The 17,244-nt window shown below is 48.6% G+C and carries 19 protein-coding genes; 13 read left to right on the plus strand and 6 right to left on the minus strand.

Annotated features, from left to right (window positions below):
- Positions 1 to 18: 18 nt before the first annotated feature.
- Positions 19 to 867, minus strand: coding sequence for a MurR/RpiR family transcriptional regulator (locus KPC83_RS00295; RefSeq protein WP_216278614.1), 849 nt, complete (start codon positions 865 to 867; stop codon positions 19 to 21).
- A 3-nt stretch (positions 868 to 870) separates the two neighbouring features.
- Positions 871 to 1,500 carry an aminoacyl-tRNA hydrolase gene (gene pth / locus KPC83_RS00300; RefSeq protein WP_216278615.1) on the minus strand — a complete coding sequence of 210 codons (630 nt, stop codon included), beginning with the start codon at positions 1,498 to 1,500 and terminating at the stop codon, positions 871 to 873.
- 843 nt (positions 1,501 to 2,343) lie between these two features.
- On the opposite strand from pth, the gene KPC83_RS00305 reads away from it, so the two are divergent.
- Positions 2,344 to 3,135 carry a carboxymuconolactone decarboxylase family protein gene (locus tag KPC83_RS00305; protein WP_216278616.1) on the plus strand — a complete coding sequence of 264 codons (792 nt, stop codon included), beginning with the start codon at positions 2,344 to 2,346 and terminating at the stop codon, positions 3,133 to 3,135.
- 149 nt (positions 3,136 to 3,284) lie between these two features.
- The gene (locus KPC83_RS00310) at positions 3,285 to 4,355 is read left to right on the plus strand and encodes an aldo/keto reductase (protein WP_253200922.1); all 1,071 of its coding nucleotides are present in this window, start codon (positions 3,285 to 3,287) and stop codon (positions 4,353 to 4,355) included.
- A gap of 302 nt (positions 4,356 to 4,657) precedes the next feature.
- Here KPC83_RS00310 and KPC83_RS00315 read toward each other — a convergent pair whose 3' ends face one another.
- On the minus strand, positions 4,658 to 5,170 hold the full coding sequence (locus tag KPC83_RS00315; protein ID WP_216278617.1) for a helix-turn-helix domain-containing protein: 513 nt from the start codon (positions 5,168 to 5,170) through the stop codon (positions 4,658 to 4,660).
- Between the two features lie 131 nt (positions 5,171 to 5,301).
- Positions 5,302 to 5,454: a hypothetical protein gene (locus tag KPC83_RS00320; protein WP_216278618.1), complete on the minus strand. Its 153-nt coding sequence runs from the start codon at positions 5,452 to 5,454 to the stop codon at positions 5,302 to 5,304.
- A gap of 192 nt (positions 5,455 to 5,646) precedes the next feature.
- Between KPC83_RS00320 and KPC83_RS00325 the strand changes: the two genes are divergently transcribed.
- Positions 5,647 to 6,006, plus strand: a complete 360-nt coding sequence (locus tag KPC83_RS00325) for a hypothetical protein (protein WP_216278619.1) — start codon at positions 5,647 to 5,649, stop codon at positions 6,004 to 6,006.
- Positions 6,007 to 6,009: 3 nt separating this feature from the next.
- The gene (locus KPC83_RS00330; RefSeq protein ID WP_216278620.1) at positions 6,010 to 6,348 is read left to right on the plus strand and encodes a PTS lactose/cellobiose transporter subunit IIA; all 339 of its coding nucleotides are present in this window, start codon (positions 6,010 to 6,012) and stop codon (positions 6,346 to 6,348) included.
- A gap of 95 nt (positions 6,349 to 6,443) precedes the next feature.
- On the opposite strand, the gene rlmKL is transcribed toward KPC83_RS00330, so the two are convergent.
- A complete protein-coding gene (gene rlmKL, locus KPC83_RS00335) occupies positions 6,444 to 8,912 on the minus strand; it encodes a bifunctional 23S rRNA (guanine(2069)-N(7))-methyltransferase RlmK/23S rRNA (guanine(2445)-N(2))-methyltransferase RlmL (RefSeq protein WP_216278621.1) in 2,469 nt (822 codons plus the stop codon).
- Positions 8,913 to 9,261: 349 nt separating this feature from the next.
- Here rlmKL and KPC83_RS00340 point away from each other — a divergent pair, with 349 nt between their 5' ends.
- The 7 genes from KPC83_RS00340 (at position 9,262) to KPC83_RS00370 (ending at position 14,331) form a co-directional block, all read left to right on the plus strand.
- A complete protein-coding gene (locus KPC83_RS00340; RefSeq protein WP_216278622.1) occupies positions 9,262 to 10,110 on the plus strand; it encodes a class II fructose-bisphosphate aldolase in 849 nt (282 codons plus the stop codon).
- Between the two features lie 9 nt (positions 10,111 to 10,119).
- On the plus strand, positions 10,120 to 10,569 hold the full coding sequence (locus KPC83_RS00345; RefSeq protein ID WP_216278623.1) for a PTS sugar transporter subunit IIA: 450 nt from the start codon (positions 10,120 to 10,122) through the stop codon (positions 10,567 to 10,569).
- A gap of 97 nt (positions 10,570 to 10,666) precedes the next feature.
- A complete protein-coding gene (locus tag KPC83_RS00350) occupies positions 10,667 to 10,963 on the plus strand; it encodes a PTS sugar transporter subunit IIB (RefSeq protein ID WP_216278624.1) in 297 nt (98 codons plus the stop codon).
- A gap of 57 nt (positions 10,964 to 11,020) precedes the next feature.
- Positions 11,021 to 12,331, plus strand: a complete 1,311-nt coding sequence (locus KPC83_RS00355) for a PTS ascorbate transporter subunit IIC (RefSeq protein ID WP_216278625.1) — start codon at positions 11,021 to 11,023, stop codon at positions 12,329 to 12,331.
- Between the two features lie 84 nt (positions 12,332 to 12,415).
- Complete coding sequence (locus KPC83_RS00360) at positions 12,416 to 12,823, plus strand: hypothetical protein (protein ID WP_216278626.1); 408 nt, start codon at positions 12,416 to 12,418, stop codon at positions 12,821 to 12,823.
- 41 nt (positions 12,824 to 12,864) lie between these two features.
- Complete coding sequence (locus tag KPC83_RS00365) at positions 12,865 to 13,479, plus strand: zeta toxin family protein (RefSeq protein ID WP_216278627.1); 615 nt, start codon at positions 12,865 to 12,867, stop codon at positions 13,477 to 13,479.
- A gap of 93 nt (positions 13,480 to 13,572) precedes the next feature.
- Positions 13,573 to 14,331, plus strand: a complete 759-nt coding sequence (locus KPC83_RS00370) for a GntR family transcriptional regulator (protein WP_216278628.1) — start codon at positions 13,573 to 13,575, stop codon at positions 14,329 to 14,331.
- A gap of 23 nt (positions 14,332 to 14,354) precedes the next feature.
- Here KPC83_RS00370 and cysE read toward each other — a convergent pair whose 3' ends face one another.
- Positions 14,355 to 15,062: a serine O-acetyltransferase gene (cysE, locus tag KPC83_RS00375; RefSeq protein ID WP_216278629.1), complete on the minus strand. Its 708-nt coding sequence runs from the start codon at positions 15,060 to 15,062 to the stop codon at positions 14,355 to 14,357.
- Between the two features lie 225 nt (positions 15,063 to 15,287).
- Between cysE and KPC83_RS00380 the strand changes: the two genes are divergently transcribed.
- Both KPC83_RS00380 and KPC83_RS00385 read left to right on the plus strand, forming a co-directional pair.
- A complete protein-coding gene (locus KPC83_RS00380; protein WP_216278630.1) occupies positions 15,288 to 15,941 on the plus strand; it encodes a DedA family protein in 654 nt (217 codons plus the stop codon).
- 141 nt (positions 15,942 to 16,082) lie between these two features.
- A complete protein-coding gene (locus KPC83_RS00385; RefSeq protein ID WP_216278631.1) occupies positions 16,083 to 17,123 on the plus strand; it encodes a branched-chain amino acid aminotransferase in 1,041 nt (346 codons plus the stop codon).
- Positions 17,124 to 17,244 lie beyond the last annotated feature (121 nt).

A 17,244-nucleotide genomic window follows, 5' to 3' on the forward strand; every position in this document is an offset into this window, starting at 1 on the left:
TTCTACTGCCGTAGCGTTTTAGGCTCTATCTTGTTCGTGTCTAATAAAATAGCGGTGATAGAGCAGGTCAAAGAAGTAATTGATGCCATAACGGGCAAAGACAGTTCGCTCACCTTGAAAACTTTGGGGTGAGAGATACTGCACGTCGTCGTAGGGTTCAGCGAGCTTGGGGTCATGGTTGAGCGTGATAAGTAGTCGTCGCGCAGAAACATCGGCAAGACTGGGAGCAGCAATGCGCGAATAGGTGCCCGAGGCAGAAATAACGATGACGAGGTCGTGTTCACATAAGGTGTTGAGCATGCTCGCGTCACCAAACGAGTCAGATAAGATGCGAATAAGTTTGTGCATAAACAACATCGACTGCTGAAACTCAAGTGCCGCCGTGCTGGAAAAATCCGAGGCAATAAGAACAACTTCATGTGCGTGAGCAATTTGGTCGGCGATTTCATTAAGACGCTCGGTAGTTAGCTCGGCATTGATGGCGGTGCTCATATGGTCAAGTTGGTTTTTAAGGTGCTCGTGATAGGTGGAGTGGTTGGCGTATGTAACAAAAAAGTTGCGGTGCCTATTCCATTCATAAGCTGAGTTTTTAATAGCAGAGAAATTTTCAAAACCGATGGATTGGCAGAAGCGGCGAATGCCTGAGCGTGAGGTAAAGCAATCGTTGGCAACTTCATAGACGTTGAGTTCAGAGAGGTGTTCAAAATGGTCGAGAAAATATCGTGCCATCACGTGGTTGGGGTCGTTGACTTTGGATTGGTTAAGTACCGTCATTAGTGAGTTCATGAGGCTAAAACGTTTGATGCTGAACTGGCTATGCGGCGGTGATTTAATACTTTCTTGAGAGGGGTTGTTATGCTCAAGCATGGTCTAGTGCTTTCCGTTTTGTGCAGATGCGCCGTTGACGTGGTCGCGGGCAAAGATGGTACCGCGTGTAAGGGCAAGTGCGGCTGCTTCGGCGGCGTTTGCACAGGTGATGGCAAAGTCTGCGGCTTCTTGCGGGCTAAGGTTTTTGAGCACAAAATCGGCGACAGGCATGCGACCGGGGGGTTCGCCAATGCCCACGCGAATACGGCTAAAGTCACGGCTGCCGAGCCTGTCAATGATGGAGCGAAGCCCGTTATGCCCAGCGTGTCCGCCTCCAACTTTTACGCGGACATCTCCTGCTGGAATATCGAGTTCATCATGGATTACTAAAAGCTCCAGAGGACTAATTTTGTAGAGCTGGCAGAGCTTTGAAATGGGACCGCCGCTGGTATTCATATAGGACTGTGGTTTTACGAGGATAACCTCTCGTTTGCCAGTGTCGGCGTTCTCATCGCGAATTGATATGGTGGCCACCTCGGCTCCGAGCTGGGTTTTCCAGTATGAAACCCCAGCTTGCTGTGCAAGCGCATCAATGCTCATGAAGCCAGCGTTGTGGCGCGTGTTGGCGTATTCTGCTCCGGGGTTGCCAAGGCCGGCGACTAGGCGAATGGGTGCAGGTTGGGCTGCTGCCATGTGTGTGCTCCTTCTAACGTATGGAGACATTCTACAACAGAAGGAATACGCGCTTGCTTGTTTCCGGGAGTCGGGGTGTGGGGTGAGCTGTTGTTGTAACCCTAGTTTCGCTTACGCTCAATTGGCGGCAGAGGTTTTTCGCTTTTTGTTCAGTTGGTGGCATAAACTTTTCGCTTCGAGCCAATTTGACGAACGGTTCGCAACTGTATGGGGTGGCATAGTCTTTTCACGGGAACTGCGCTACGCGAAAGTTCCCTTAGAAAAGCTATGCCACCCTTATATTGCAGCTCCATCTCAATTGAACGAATGATTGCGCTCTACGAATGTGCTGTGCAAAATTCTCCGAGCACAATCATTCGTTTTCTCCTCAGAGCAAAAACTCATTGTCTATATAACAGCCGGCTCACCCCACACCCCGCCATACACAAGCAGCGCGTATGGGAGAAAAGGGTTGGGTCGGAGCGCTTACGCAACAAAACCTACGTTTTACAAAGAGTAGACTTTGTACCTCTTTTATCAGAAACGTGTTCGTCGTAAAACGTAGCAAAATTTTGCCCTTAGCTCGTAAAATACAAAAGCAGCATAGCTTCTGCCCTATAAAGCTCAAATATGAAGATACCTTCATTTCATTCATAATCTTGCTTGACTTAAACCCCTGTTTAAGTAGCACAATCCTTTTCAATAGGCGTGCGAGCGCCAACAATTAACGGACGCACCGATGGAAAGGGGGAGCATAGCTCAGGCACCTGCGACGTGCCGCGCACTATGGCTTTTGAGGACCTGCCCCATCATATTAAGCGCATTAAAGAAGCGTGTAGGATTAAGAGATACTAAGGAGAAGCAATGACAGAAAAGATTGTTCAAACAGCAGGCAAAGAATTGCTCGGACAGTTTGCCCCAGAGTTTGCTCACTTTAACGATGACGTGCTTTTTGGCGAAAACTGGAACAATGGTGACATCGACCTAAAGACACGCTGCATCATTACCGTAGTGACGCTCATGGCATCAGGAATCACCGACAGTTCGCTGGTATACCACCTAAAAAATGCTCAGGCGCACGGCGTAACGCGTGCTGAGATTGCAGCAGTCATCACGCATGTTGCATTTTATGCCGGCTGGCCAAAGGCATGGGCTGCGTTTAACTTGGCAAAAGATGTGTGGAGCGAGGAAGAGAGCAATGCGGGCACAACTACAGATGCGCTTTCAGCTAAAGCAGCCCACAAAGCCTCTATTTTCTTTCCCATTGGCGAGCCAAACCCGTTTAGTGAGTACTTTAGCGGACAAAGCTACCTAGCACCGGTATCAACTGAGCAAGTAACGGTGTATAACGTGACGTTTGAGCCAGGGTGTCGCAATTTTTGGCATATTCATCACGCCGAACAAGGCGGTGGGCAGATGCTCATTTGCGTAGGTGGTCGCGGGTACTATCAGGAGCGCGGCGGCGAGCCTATAGAAATGACTCCAGGCACGGTAGTGAATATTCCCGCCAACGTTGAGCATTGGCACGGAGCTGCACCTGATTCGTGGTTTTCGCACCTTGCTATTGAGGTTGCGGGCACGCAAACATCAAATGAGTGGCTTGAACCCGTGTCAGATGAGGAGTATGCAAAGCTCATCAGCTGCACGGGCAACTAAGCCTAGATAGAGCAAGCGGTAAAGTGACTGGTGCACGATATAGCGGCAGACGTAATCAGTGCATGCAAAGTGACCGGTACACGATATGGTGGCGCGCGTATGGTGCACGACGATATAGCGGCATGCATACACTAGTGCAATGAAAAGAGATGGAAGGCTCTAAAATGCAGTACACCAAACTTGGTTTATCAAATTTAGTGGTATCGCGTATTTGTTTGGGCTGCATGGGTTTTGGTGACCCTGCGGCTGGCCAACACACCTGGACTATTGGCGAGGACGAGACGCGCACGATTGTGCAGCGAGCCCTTGATGCCGGCATTAACTTTTTTGATACGGCTATTGCCTACCAAAGCGGCACATCAGAAGCTTATCTGGGGCGTGCATTAAACGCTATCGCACAGCGCGATGACGTAGTGGTAGCTACAAAGTTTTTGCCGCGCACAGCATCTGAGATTGCAGAGGGTGTGAGCGGGCAGCAGCATATCATCAACAGCATTGACGCAAGCTTGTCGCATCTGGGCATGGACTATGTTGACCTGTATATCTATCACATGTGGGATTACAATACGCCGCTCAAAGACGTGATGGAAGGTTTAGCTCAGGTGGTTGCGGCTGGTAAGGCTCGCTATATTGGCATTGCAAATGTGTATGCGTGGCAGCTTGAAAAAGCGAATGCGCTTGCGGAGCGAGAGGGATTTCCTAAGTTTGTAAGCGTGCAAAACCATATGAACCTGATATTTCGTGAAGATGAGCGCGAAACCTTGCCGTGCTGCACAGAGGAGCAGATAGCGTTGACTCCTTATAGTGCACTTGCAAGCGGTCGTTTATCACGCCGCCTTGGAGAGACGAGCAAGCGATTAAAAGAGGATAGCTATGCTCAGCTTAAATACGATGCTACTGCCGAGGCTGATGCGCGAGTAATTGCCCGTGTAGCTGAGGTGGCTGATGCCCGCGGTGTTTCAATGACTGAGATTGCGCTTGCATGGCTGCTTGCAAAAGTTGCAGCGCCCATAGTTGGAGCTACTAAACTGCATCACGTTGACGGGGCTGTTTCTGCAGTTGATATAAACCTATCAAAGGAAGAAGTTTCTTATCTTGAAGAACTGTATGTTCCGCATGCTCTTGTAGGGGTCATGGCGCAAAATAAGCCTGCTGATTCTGGTAAAGAACACGTATGGTTCTCAAATGCAAAATATCTGCAAAACGAGGACAAAAACTAGTGGGAGCTTGAAGCAACTGTTAGGATTTATCCACAGGTTGCTAATAGTTTTAGGCGCATATTGGTGTTTGGTGATTGATGTCTAGTGTTTTTAAGGGCTCACGGGGGTCTATTCTGGGGGCAAATCGGTCTAGTGTACGAATTTTTCGCTAAGGGTAAAGTATAGTGGGTTGGTATAAGAGGGGAAATTGACATTTCCGCAGGATTTTTGCTTTAGTTAAGCGAAGTGTACTCACACCCCAAGAGAAATTTCGTACACTAGACCGCTTTGCTTAATTCTCAATAGAACTATCGAGCAAGTCATTAGGATTTTCGGCTGCGTGTCATAACGATACCCACAATTGAGCCGATGAGGGCAAAGGGTGCAATGCGTACAAAGAGCCACTCAAATCCGTGCAAAAATGTCCCAGCAACAGCAGTTTCTGCGTCACGATAGTCCCATGTGAGATAGGAGCTTTCAAGCAGTGCAAAGCATATTAACCCAATAAGGGTGAGCACACATATAGCTATAAAAAGGTATTGAGTGTTTCTTCTTCGGGTCTCCTGATTGCGAGCAAGCTGCAAATTGATTATCTCAAGCTTCTCAGATAAAGCTACCAAGCTAGATGCCTCTGTTTCGTCAATTGGTGCCCCCAACAACTCGCTTACTGATGTTTTAAGGGCATCGGCTAGAGCAATAAGCATTTCTGCGTCAGGGATTGATAGACCGCGTTCCCATTTAGAAACGGTTTGTCGTACAACGTGAACCTTCATGGCAAGTTCGTCTTGAGACAGACCTTGAGCTTTTCTGCGTGCCTGTATGTTGGTGCTTAGCATCGTATACCTCCTATGCAGCGTTTATCACTTTCGCTTCAACGTGTATGTACAACTCATAGTATCGAGGCACATGCTTCGTTGCTTCAAGCAACGTTTATTAACAAGCCTACATATCTTGCTCAGAAGCCCTGTTATTCAACCAATTCGCAAAGGGCTTCGATAAACGCCTTCCAATTGTGCGCACGTGCCAGAATGCCGACATTGCCCGGTTCAATCAGTACTTGCACCAAAGGGTCAAAGAGTTCGTTAAAAACTGCACGTTGCTGAACACTAAAAGCCAGCATGAGCACAAGGCTTACACGCTCATCACCCCAGTTAATTGCCCTCTCTGGAATAAATACAGCAATGTGGCTTTCTCGTGCATGCTGTAGAGCATCTGAGCAAGCTCAACAGCATGCACCAGTTGTTTTGAAAAAGCTAAACCAAGAAACGTAGTTCTTGAGCGCTATTTTGAAAGGTGTTCAATCAGCCAGTCAATGGCGCCATTAGGGTCATTGGTTAAGTCGATATACTCTTTACCGCGTGTTGCGATAAAGTATGAGGTGCTGTATCTCAAGAGAAGCGGATTTGAGCTGCTAGATGGTTCTGACCACAGTCAGGTTGTTCAGTTGCTACGTGATACGTGTGAACGTATAGGTTCGGTTCGCGAAACCTATGAAGTGCGCCTTGAGGAGGGCGTTGATGCTCATCTAAGCGAACCGGCACCGCAGCCCGTGCTGATGGTATGTCGTTATATGTATGGCATTGAGGGTGATTTACGAGCGCTTTTGAAGCGGAACGTACTAGGAGCTCAGCAGGGCTATCAAAATTTTGTTTTTACGAGTTGGGAGTCATAAATCATGGCATCAAAAGAAGATATTCTAAGCGTTGCGTTTGAGATAGTTGCCTATGCAGGTGAGGCGCAAAGTGATTTGATTGAGGCGCTGGACAAGGCACGCTCAGGAGATTTTGAGCAGGCGCACAAGTTGCACAGCCAAGCCGAACAGGCGCTCATAGGTGCTCATCATGTACAAACAAAGCTCTTATCGCAGGAGGCGGACGGTGCCGATATGAACGTGAGCTTTTTGATGGTTCACGCGCAAGATACCTTGATGACTGCCATGATGTTGGAAAAGCAGACGGTCTTTATGATTGATGCCTATGAGCGGCTCGCACGCCTTGAGGAGCAGCTGGGGTAGTGCGAAGTCTATAGACTGTGAGAGCGTTGTTGCTTTGGCAATAGCTATCAACCAAGCAGTTTGGCACACAGACTATAGGTGCTCCAGCAGATAGACTATACGTGCTCCACCAAGTAGCAGTGGTGAATCTTTTGATTGCGAGCAAAGTCAGGCGGAATGGTTTGAGCGCTGATGTCGGTTAGCTTTAAGCCAAGTGCAGCAAGCTCGTCCCACGCCGGCTTAAAGTTGCGCAAATTGCAGGAAAACACTGCCACGCCACTAGGCATAAGAATCTGTTGAATAGCGCTCAGTAGCTCTACATGGTCGCGCTGGACATCCCAGCTTCGTTGTCCCATTTTGCTTGAGTTAGAAAAGGTCGGCGGGTCACAGAAAATCAAATCCCACTGATTGTTTCGCCGTATTTGACCTTGCAACCAGCCTAGTACGTCATCACGTACATAGTAGTGCTCGCTGCCGGTAAAACCGTTTGCAGCCATATTGCGCTCAGCCCAATCGAGGTAGGTATTTGATAAATCAACCGTTACCGTTTCTTGCACGCCACCATCAGCCGCGTAGCAACTTGCGGTGCCCGTATAGGCAAACAAGTTGAGGAAATAGCGTGACTTGCGCTCACGTGCAAGGCTGCGTACCAGATTGCGCGTCAAACGGTGGTCAAGAAAAATTCCAGTATCGAGGTAGTCATCAAAGTTAAGTTCAAAACTCAAACCACCCTCTTCAATAATAGGGTGAATACTTTGCTGCGCAGAATAGCCCTTTTGTCGGCCATATTGCGAGCCTCCACGTGAACGAGTACGTGCTCGCGCATAGACACAAGACGCATCAACTTCAAGAATTTGAGGTGCGAGGGTGAGCATATCGAGCAAACGTGCTTGCGCCTTGGCAGGGTCAACCGATTTAGGCGGAGCGTATTCTGCAAGCACCAACCAACGCCCAGGCGTTGTCGCACTCCCTTCGTACAAATCAATGGCAGCCGCATAATCGGGCAGGTCGGCGTCATACACGCGGTAGCAATTAACGTGCTCGCGACGAGCCCATTTGCGCAGATGACGCAGGTTTTTCTTAAGGCGGTTGGCAAACTGGATTGATTCTGGAATAAGCAAAGCCGGTTCAAACTCGTTGTCAGCGTGATGTGCCTTTTGCGCGATAGGCGTTTGGTTTGCTTTAACGTTATGTGCAGTAGCAGGCACGCGGTTAACAGGCGAGCCATCAGGCAGGTTCCCAAGCGTTTTAGATGTCAGCTCGTGATGATGGGCAGAAACGCGTTGAGCCGTTTTGGTGTAGCAATATAAGCTTATTGGCTCGTTTTGGAGCATCAGCTCAATATGCTGATGAGCATGGGAAAAGATACGCTCAGGCATTGTATCGCGCGATAGCAAAGCGAGATGAACTTCACGGGTGGATGTTTCAAACAACTGCTGTATAAGTTGCAAGCTTTGATGCGCCTGAGCAAAGGGGACATCGCGCATATCAGCAGCAAGATACAGGACTTGTTGGCTGTATGGCGCTTGATGGTTACGCTGTTCTAAATCTGCTTTACGCTCTGGAGCGTTTATATGCTTTAAGATGGCATCAAACTGTGCGTTAACAATATGAATATCTTTCTGAACCCCTGCCGCTGCGCAAATTCTTTGCACTGTTTGGCGATGTGTATCATCGACCGAGGCAAAAATGCGGAGAGGGTCCTGTTGGGGTTGAGGTGATTGCTTAGCCTCGGCGTTTGGCATATCAGCACTCAGTTTTGCCAAAGTGCCAGCCCCTGAGCTTGTTGCAAGGTTTGACGCCGCTTGCCAAGCGTCATAGCCCCATTTTGTACGTGAGGCATGCATGTTTGTTTGGGTAGCAGTACACGCCGCTTCAAGCGCAATACCTGCGCTCGGTGACAAATCAACCAAAGTGCCCAAGCAACTTGCATGGTCACGTTTATCTAACGCACTGTCCAGCCACCCCAGCTGCGCCAAAACAAAAGCTGCATAATCAGAGCGTAGCAGCGAGAGTTCACCAGCGGCAGATAAGCAATGCTTTGATAAACGCTTAAAGAGAGGTTGACCAGCAAGGTCAAGGCTGATGCTTACGCGGCCTACCTTAACAGCAACATGCACTCGCGCATCGGGATTTGCTAACTCAATATCAGGGCGCTGACCTGTGGTATCGATGAGGCGGTCGCAAAGCGCATCTTTAACCTTCTGTGCAATAAACTGCGTATTGCGGAGCTCTCTTGTAACACCTTGCACAGAAATGGCAAGTGATGAGCCGGGCGTAAGAATATCTTCCCAAGTCAAGGCATAACTTCCGGCGTAGAGCTCATCTGCGGTAACTGCATCAAAGCGACCGAGCACTACATATACACGGCTGGCAAGGCGCGTGTTCTGGCAAGTGCGCATAGCATCTTCAACGGTGCCCGAAAACGTTACGCGGCCCTTGAGCGGGCGCACGCGATGCATATGAAGGAACTTTAACTCTCGGGCAAGCGCAGCCTCAAAGCCTTGAGGACAGCTGGCATATAGCTCAAAAAAGTCTGTCGCGTGCTGTGTATGAGCGGGAGATGCGGGAAACGTTGCGGACATAGGTACCTCGTTCGTGTCAGAGTGCCGCTATTATCCCATGGATTTCACGCTTTATGAGGCTCAAGTGCGTGCGAAAGTTCTAGTTGGCGCAGCAGGTTTTAACGGGGCCAAATTACCGGCAGCAAAAAAGTAAATCGGCGAACGGTCGATTTTTAGCCGTGAACGGTCAATTTAGAAAAATATCTATTAGATTATTAGAATATACGTACATTATGATAATCTACACCACGTAAGGGATTGAAGAGCGTTTTGTTAGCAGCCTTAGAAGCACGTTTCAACATGACGCATTGTTGCTATGTGTTGCCGCTAGCTCGTGAGGTGCTCCTCAAACCAAGGGCAAGGAGGATGTATGTACGTAACACTTCGAGAGGTTTTAGCTGAGGCAACAAAGCTCAACATGGCGGTTGGCGCGTTTAATACGCACAACCTTGAGATGCTGCCTGCCATCATAAAAGTTGCTGCTGAGCAAAAAACACCGGTCATCATTCAAACAAGCGAAGGCACGGCGAGCTACGTTGGACATCACAATCTGGTTGCAGTGTGCCGCTCAATGGCAGATGAATACGGTGTCAATGTGGTACTCCATCTTGACCATGCAAAGGATTTTGACGAGATTAGAAAAGCTGTTGATGCAGGATATAGCTCCATTATGTTTGATGGGTCGGCGCTGCCGTTCAAAGAAAATATCCTCGGTACCAAGCGTGTTGTTGATTATGCTAAGCGCGGTGGAGCCTCGGTTGAAGGCGAGCTGGGTACGGTGGGTGGCACCGAGGATGGCGTTGCAGTAGCGCAGGAGGACGTGCGCTACACCGACCCTGACCAGGCGGTTGAGTTTATTCGTGAGACCGGCATTGATGCACTTGCAGTAGCCATCGGAACCAATCATGGTCAGTACAAGTCCAAAACTAATATTTCGTTTGAACAGCTTGAGAAAATTCGCGATGCAGTTAAGGGCTTTCCGCTTGTTATTCATGGTGGCACCGGCGTGTCAGATGAGGATGTAAAACGGGTTATTGACCTTGGTATTCGCAAGTTCAACGTAGGAACTGACTTGCTGGTTAACTGGAATTTAGCATCGAGGCATGCTTATGGCGAGCACAAAGAAAATACCTCTGCACGCAACAATGTGCTCCCTGCGCTTGATGCTGTTGCTGAGGTTGTTGAGCATCGCATTAAGCTTTTTAAGAACTTGGGCTAGGAGAGCGCTATGCACATCTTAGAGATGCTCAAGCCTGAAAATGTTCGTATTGAACCGGGGGTTTCTACCTGGGAAGATGCTGTTCGCTTGGCGGTTGCTCCACTTGAAGAGGGCAACTACGTTGAGCCGCGCTATGCCGATGAGATTATTCGTGCTACCCATGAGTTGGGGCCATATTACGTGCTCACTGAGGATATAGCGCTGATTCACGGTCGGCCTGAGGACGGCACGATTAAAGGTCAACTTGCTGTGACGCTGCTTAAGGAGCCTATCAAGTTTGAGCCAGACGGTTTTGACGTGCGGCTTTTGGTGGCACTTGCAGCCGAGGATGCCCATGCACATCTCGATGTTATGCGCGTGCTTGCGGGCATCTTTATGGACGAAGAAAAGATTGCCACTCTCGTTCAGATGAGCTCAACACGCGAGATTTTTCAGGCATTTACTGAAGGTGCTGAATAGGGTTCACGCTATTGAATAGGGTTCACGCCAGGGCGGCAGCGCTGCCATGGAAAACATCACGGGGTTATCCCGTGCTTGACCAGAGAAGGGGATTGAGATGGTACGGGTTCTTTGTGTGTGCGGTAATGGTTTAGGGAGTAGCTTTGCCGCTCAAATGGCAATCGAGAGTGTTCTTAAAAAGCTCGGCGTTGCCTGTAAGTGCGATCATGATGGCGTTTCAAGTGTTGCTGGTACTGCTCGCAATTTTGACATGATTGTTGCTGCCGAAAACTTTCAAACACAAATTGAAAACGCCAAAACGGGATTGCCGTGCGTGTTTTTGCATCGCCTTGTTGATAAGAAAGAGATTGAAGAGAAGTTGACACCCGTTCTGAGGGAAATGGGTGTTTTGTAAGAGCAGGCGCAGCTCGAAAGGTATGAGGCAGCTATGCCTCGGGAAGGGAGAGCGTACATGGAAGTCTTAAATTTCATTATCACAAACATTTTGACACAAGCATCAATCATCATTGGTATTGTTGCTTTGCTAGGTTTGGCGTTGCAGCGCAAGTCGCTCAACGACATTATCTCGGGCACGCTTAAAACTATCTTGGGCTTTTTGGTGCTCAATGCCGGTTCAAGCGTTATGCAGGGCTCGCTGAGCTTCTTTGGCGATATGTTTAACAGCGCATTTGGCTTTAATGGCATGTCGGCGGTGGTGGCTTCAATTGAGGGCATCAACGGACAGGCAATGACCGATTTAGGGCTAGGCTCAGAAATTGCTATCTGCCTTGCGGGTATTTTTGTAGTCAATATTATTCTTGCACGCTTAACACCCTTTAAGTATGTGTTTTTGACTGGTCAGGCGCTGCTTTGGGAGTCAACGCTTTGCGTGGTCTTTGCATACTTTACGGGGCTGCGCGGTTTACTGCTCATTCTAATTGCATCGCTGGTAGGTGGCGCTTTTGCAACGCTCATGCCGGCTTTTGCTCAGCCAATTGTACGCAAGATTACCGAAAGTGATGACATTGCGCTTGGTCACTTCTGCACCTTTGGCTATATGTTTACCGCACTCATTGCTGGTGTAACCAAGAAGCTATTTGGTAGTTCTGCCTCTGAGTCTGCCGAGGAGCTTGAGCTGCCCTCTGCGTTGTCGTTTATGCAGGACAGCTATCTTGCCGTTATGGTTGTCATGATTCCGTTTTATTTGATTGTAGCGGCCTTTGCTGGCGCGGAAGCTGCTGCGTCATATGCTGGTAAAACCAACTATTTGGTATTTGCATTTTTGCAGGCTATGCAGTTTGTTGTAGGTCTGTATGTCTTGTTAGCAGGTGTTCGTCTGTTGTTGGCTGAGCTCGTTCCGGCATTCCAAGGCATCTCTATGAAGCTGGTACCCGACGCAAAGCCAGCGCTTGATTGCCCGGTACTGTTTACTTATGCGCCTAACTCCGTCATTTTGGGCTTCATTTTTACCACGATTGGCTCTTTGATAGGCATGGCTATCACCGGCTTTATGGGCACCCTAGTTATTCCAGGCGTTATGTCTAACTTCTTTGCAGGCGGCACGGCAGGTATCTTTGGCAATGCGGTTGACGGTCGTCGCGGTGTTATTATTGGCTGCATTTTCCACGGCATTTTTATCATGATTTTGCCTGCGCTGCTTTCACCCATGTTGGCACAAATTGGTTTTGTCAACATGACCTGCACCGATGTTGACACAGTGGTTACGGGCTTCTTCTTTATGGGAGTTCGTTCGGTTCTGTCTTTGTTTGGTGTGGCAATTTAGCCCATACCCCACGGTTTAGTCAGTGCGCCCTCGCCAATATTGCGAGGGCGTTTTTCTTAAAAGTTTATAGGCAAGGTGATAACAATGTCGTTATTTGGTTTTGGCAAAAAGCGCAATGTACAAACAAGTGATAATGCTGCACGTGAGGCAGACCAGAGTGCTGCTCAGAAATCCATCCAGCAGGAGATGCGCATAGCAGAGCTGCGTGCTGAGCTAAAAGAACTTGTAGGCAAAGCGCGCACCACAAAACTCAATGAGCTTGGCAAGCTTTTGGCTGAGTTGGGTGAGTTTGATGAGGCAATTATGGTATACGAAGAAAGCCTCGAGCTTGGTGGTGCAATGGGCAAGGCGTCGGCGGCCCTTATGAAGCTTTACAACAAAAAGCGTGCAGAGGCAGCCGCAAACAAAGATGATGCAGGTATAAAGCTCTATATGGACAAGGTTAATGGCCTACTTGCGCTCTCAAAAGACCAGTTGCGCGGTCGCGTTTAGATTTGGCTCACCGCTTAAAACTCACGTGTAAAGGTAGATATATGAAACCTGTACTTATCTTGCTTGCGGGCTATCCTGCAACAGGTAAAACCTATCTGTTACAAAGGATTCAGGCACGCTTTGCGCATATTGATTTTGGGCTTGTGGGGCCAGATGACATTAAAGAAGAGGTGTGGGACGAGCTTGGCTTTTCTAATGAGAAAGAAAAGGCCGTGCTTGAGCTTGAAGTTTGGCGACGCTACTACGCGCGCATTCGCTTTTGCATGGAGCATAGACAAGCAATTTTGTCCGACTATCCCTTCTCAGAAAAACAGCGTCCAACACTTAAGGAGCTGGTTGTTCACTATGGCTATCAGGCGCTTACGATTCGTTTAGTGGGAGACCCTGAGCGCATTTATGAACGCTCGCTACAGCGTGATTTATCGCCTACGCGCCATGCGGGGCATTTGCTACATAGCTATCGGCCAGGGCAGGTATTAGAGAATCGGGCGCAAGCTGCGGGTTTGGTCTCGCGTGAGCTTTTCCTTGAGCGCTGTAGAACCAAGGGCTATGAGCGCTTTTGCTTGGGGCATTTGATTGAAGTAGATGCAACTGATTTGGCAGCTATTGACTACGAGGAGTTGCTAAGACAACTTGGCGCGGCGCTCACGTTATAGCAGCATGAGATGTTTCGGGATTAAGCAAATTATAGTTTTTAGAGGGTGCATGTTATTATCGAGAGGCGAGTTAGTTGGAAAATGCAGGTGTGGATGTTGAAAAAACAGGAGGTGGCTACCTTGTCAGGGCTTGACTTTAGTGGCAAAAAGCAGCTGTATTATCAGCTGTACGACATCCTGTTTCAAGATATTGTCAACGATGCCTATTCAGTGGGTGATTACATCCCGTCTGAGACAGAACTTATGCGTCAGTATGGGGTTTCACGAGCTACCGCGCGCAAAGCTATGGAGCTGCTCGCCAATAATGGGCTTATAAAAAAACGGCGTGGTCATGGTTCTGAGGTTATTGCAACACGCCCAAATACCTCGCCAAATCGTGTGGCAAGTTATATTAAAAAAGGACTTGCCGATCAAAAGACACCCATCAAGCGTACCATCGAAAGCGGTATTGTTCCTGCAGACGCATTGGTGTCCGAGCGCTTACATATTCCAGCTGCGAGCGATATGTTTCAGCTTTGCCGTGTGCGCTATTCGGGCGAGGAGCCTTGCTACCTAGAGACTATTCAGGTTGAACGCGCGTATACGCCTCATGCCTTGGGGCACGATTTTTCAATGGAGTCATGGCGTAGCTACCTCACGCATGAGTGTAAGGTGCGCTGGAGCCGTGCGGTGCAGTCAATTTATGCGGTGGTGGCAGATGAGGTGCGGGCATCTTTGCTACAGGTAGAGCCGGGCGACCCTTTGGTCTATATTGAGCGTATTTCTATCGATACTGCTGGTATACCCCGTGAATTTGTACAGACTTATTATCGTGCTGATTTGTATCACTTAGAGATTGAGCTTGACGTATAAGCGTAGTAGCTCACGTTCAAACGCTATTTTCGCGCGTCGTTCATCTGCTGAACAAGCTGAGAAAGTGATTGTACCTGTGCTTCAAGTTCAGCAATGCGCCGCTCATTTGCCGCAATGTTTTCACGGTTAGCAGAGCTATCCTCAAAAACGGGGTCGGGCAGGTTTTCGCGGTGTTGTTCGGCATCAACGATAGCGGTAGAAACACGGCTGCCGTTTTGTCGCACCACACGTCCCGGAATACCAACCACCGTGCAATGCGCTGGCACGTCTTTTACGACAACCGAATTTCCGCCAATGCGCACATCATTGGCAATAGTGATATTGCCAAGCACCTTAGCTCCGGTGCCAACTACAACACGGTCTCCGAGGGTAGGATGGCGCTTGCCGCTTTCGTTGCCGGTGCCACCAAGGGTAACGCCCTGGTAGAGTATGCAGTCATCGCCAATTACAGTGGTTTCACCAATAACAACGCCCATGGCATGGTCGATAAACAAACGCCGCCCTAATTGCGCCGCGGGGTGAATCTCTACACCGGTAAAAAATCGCGTAATCTGCGAGAGCACCCGTGCAAGTCCACGTAAACCATGATTCCACAGCCAGTGCTCTGGTGTGTGTGCCCATTTTGCGTGAAGGCCTGGGTACGAAAGAAAAATAATAAAGCTCGTTTGAGCAGCAGGGTCGTGACGCTTTACCGCATGTATATCCTCTTTAATGGTGGTAAGAAAACTCACAGTCAACCCTTTATATCAAGACGCGCTACGTATGCACGCCGCTTCAATCAATAGAAATCACATAGTAGAGCGTAAGCCCTGCTTAGTCTAGTAAAGGCAATCGAGAAAAGCATATGTATTTTGAGCATTCGTTTACAATAACTCGAGATTTGTACCAAGAAATGCACATGCGATAAGCCAAGGCGTATCTGCACGCATACGGCTTACAAGATAAAGGATTGATTCATGGGTATTGTTGAGTTTTTAACCGAGTTGCTAAAAGACCCGCGAGGAGCTATTGCCACGTGGATTGCCTTAGGCCCGCTTTATGCATACGGCTTTATATTTTTGATTATCTTTATTGAGACCGGCGTGGTGTTTATGCCGTTTTTGCCGGGCGATTCCCTACTTTTTGCAGCAGGTATTTTTGCTCACGAAACAGGCCCGCTTGACATAGTAACCCTGCTTATAGTGATTTGGATTGCAGCAATCCTTGGCGACCAGATGAATTTTATGATTGGTCACTTTTTTGGACAGCGCATTATTTCTTCGGGCAAGATAAAGGTTATGACCCCCGAGCACATTGAGAAAAGTGAGGCGTTTCTTAGCAAATGGGGTCATCTCGCAATTTTTCTGGGGCGCTTTTTTCCTTTTATTCGTACGTTTGTGCCCTTTTTAGCAGGAATGGGCGGCATGAAGTGGCATTCTTTTGTGCTGTATAACATTTTGGGCGGCATTACGTGGTCAACTGTGTTTATTTTGCTTGGCTACTTTTTTGGCGGTATTTCAGCAGTTCAAGATCACTTTGAGGTCATTGTTTTGGGCATTATTGCTGTTTCGCTCATCCCTGCTGTAGTGGGGCTTGTTCGGGCACGTATGGCATCAAAGCGAGACAAGTAAGAGCGCAAAGCACAGGTTAAAGTCGTATAGGGAATTGTTTCCAGTCTACAAAGAATCGCAGAGCGTGAGGCTTGTTTAGATGCGGCGCATGGTATAAGGCGTACAATCGGGCGAGTATTTGTAGAAGCGAGAGGAAACACCATGACCGAAGCAAAACAAGACATTGACTGGAACAACTTAAGTTTTGCCTATATGCCTACCGACTACAGTTATGTGGCAGACTGGAAAGATGGGGCATGGGGAGCAGGTGAGCTTACGCGCAAACATGAAATTACCCTGTCTGAATGTGCCGGTATTTTTCATTATTGCCAAGAAGTCTTTGAAGGTCTTAAGGCTTATACCACAGCAGATGGGCGCATTGTGACCTTTCGCCCTGATTTGAATGCGCAGCGTATGTTTGATTCGGCGGAGCGTCTTGAGATGCCGCCTTACCCGCTTGATAGTTTTGTTGAGGCGGTCGAGCAGGTCGTGGCAGCAAATGCAAGCTGGGTTCCACCGTTTGGCTCGGGAGCAAGCCTGTATGTGCGTCCCTTTATGATTGGGTCGGGCGATGTAATCGGAGTAGCTCCAGCGCCTGAGTATCATTTTCATATTTTAACAACACCGGTGGGTCCCTATTTTAAGGGTGGCTTAAAGCCCATTAAGCTGCGTATTGCTGAATATGACCGCGCGGCACCCCATGGTACCGGCAGCATCAAAGCGGGACTTAACTATGCCATGAGCCTTAAATCCACCATGGACGCTCATCGGGCAGGCTTTGCCGAAAATCTCTATCTCGATTCACAGTCGCGCCAGTATGTTGAAGAAACAGGTGGCGCAAATGTGCTTTTGGTAGCACAGGACGGAACGCTTGTGGTGCCCATGAGTCAAACTAATTCAATTTTGCCTTCAATTACGAGGCGCTCCCTTGTGCAAGTGGCAAAAGACTTGGGTATGGAGGTTGTTGAGCGTCCTGTGCTTTGGGAAGAGCTGAAGCGCGGTGACTTTGTTGAATGCGGTTTGTGCGGCACTGCTGCGGTCATTTCTCCGGTGGGCGAGATTCATGAAGGGGATACCGTGGTGAGTTTTGCTCAGGGTCATGATGAGATGGGACCGGTTATGACGCAGTTGCGCAAGACCCTGACTGGCATTCAGGACGGTGTGGTTGAAGACCTTCATGGATGGGTGCACCAAATTGCCTAAATCAACGGCGTGAAACACTGCGTGTTTAGTAAATTCCCTGCTAAATAGCCTTAACGGTCATGGACACCTTGCAGTCCATGACCGTTTTGTTTCAGCTTAGTTAATCAGTCTTGCATCAAAT

The sequence above is a fragment of the Collinsella sp. zg1085 genome (genome assembly GCF_018889955.1).
GTDB lineage: Bacteria > Actinomycetota > Coriobacteriia > Coriobacteriales > Coriobacteriaceae > Collinsella.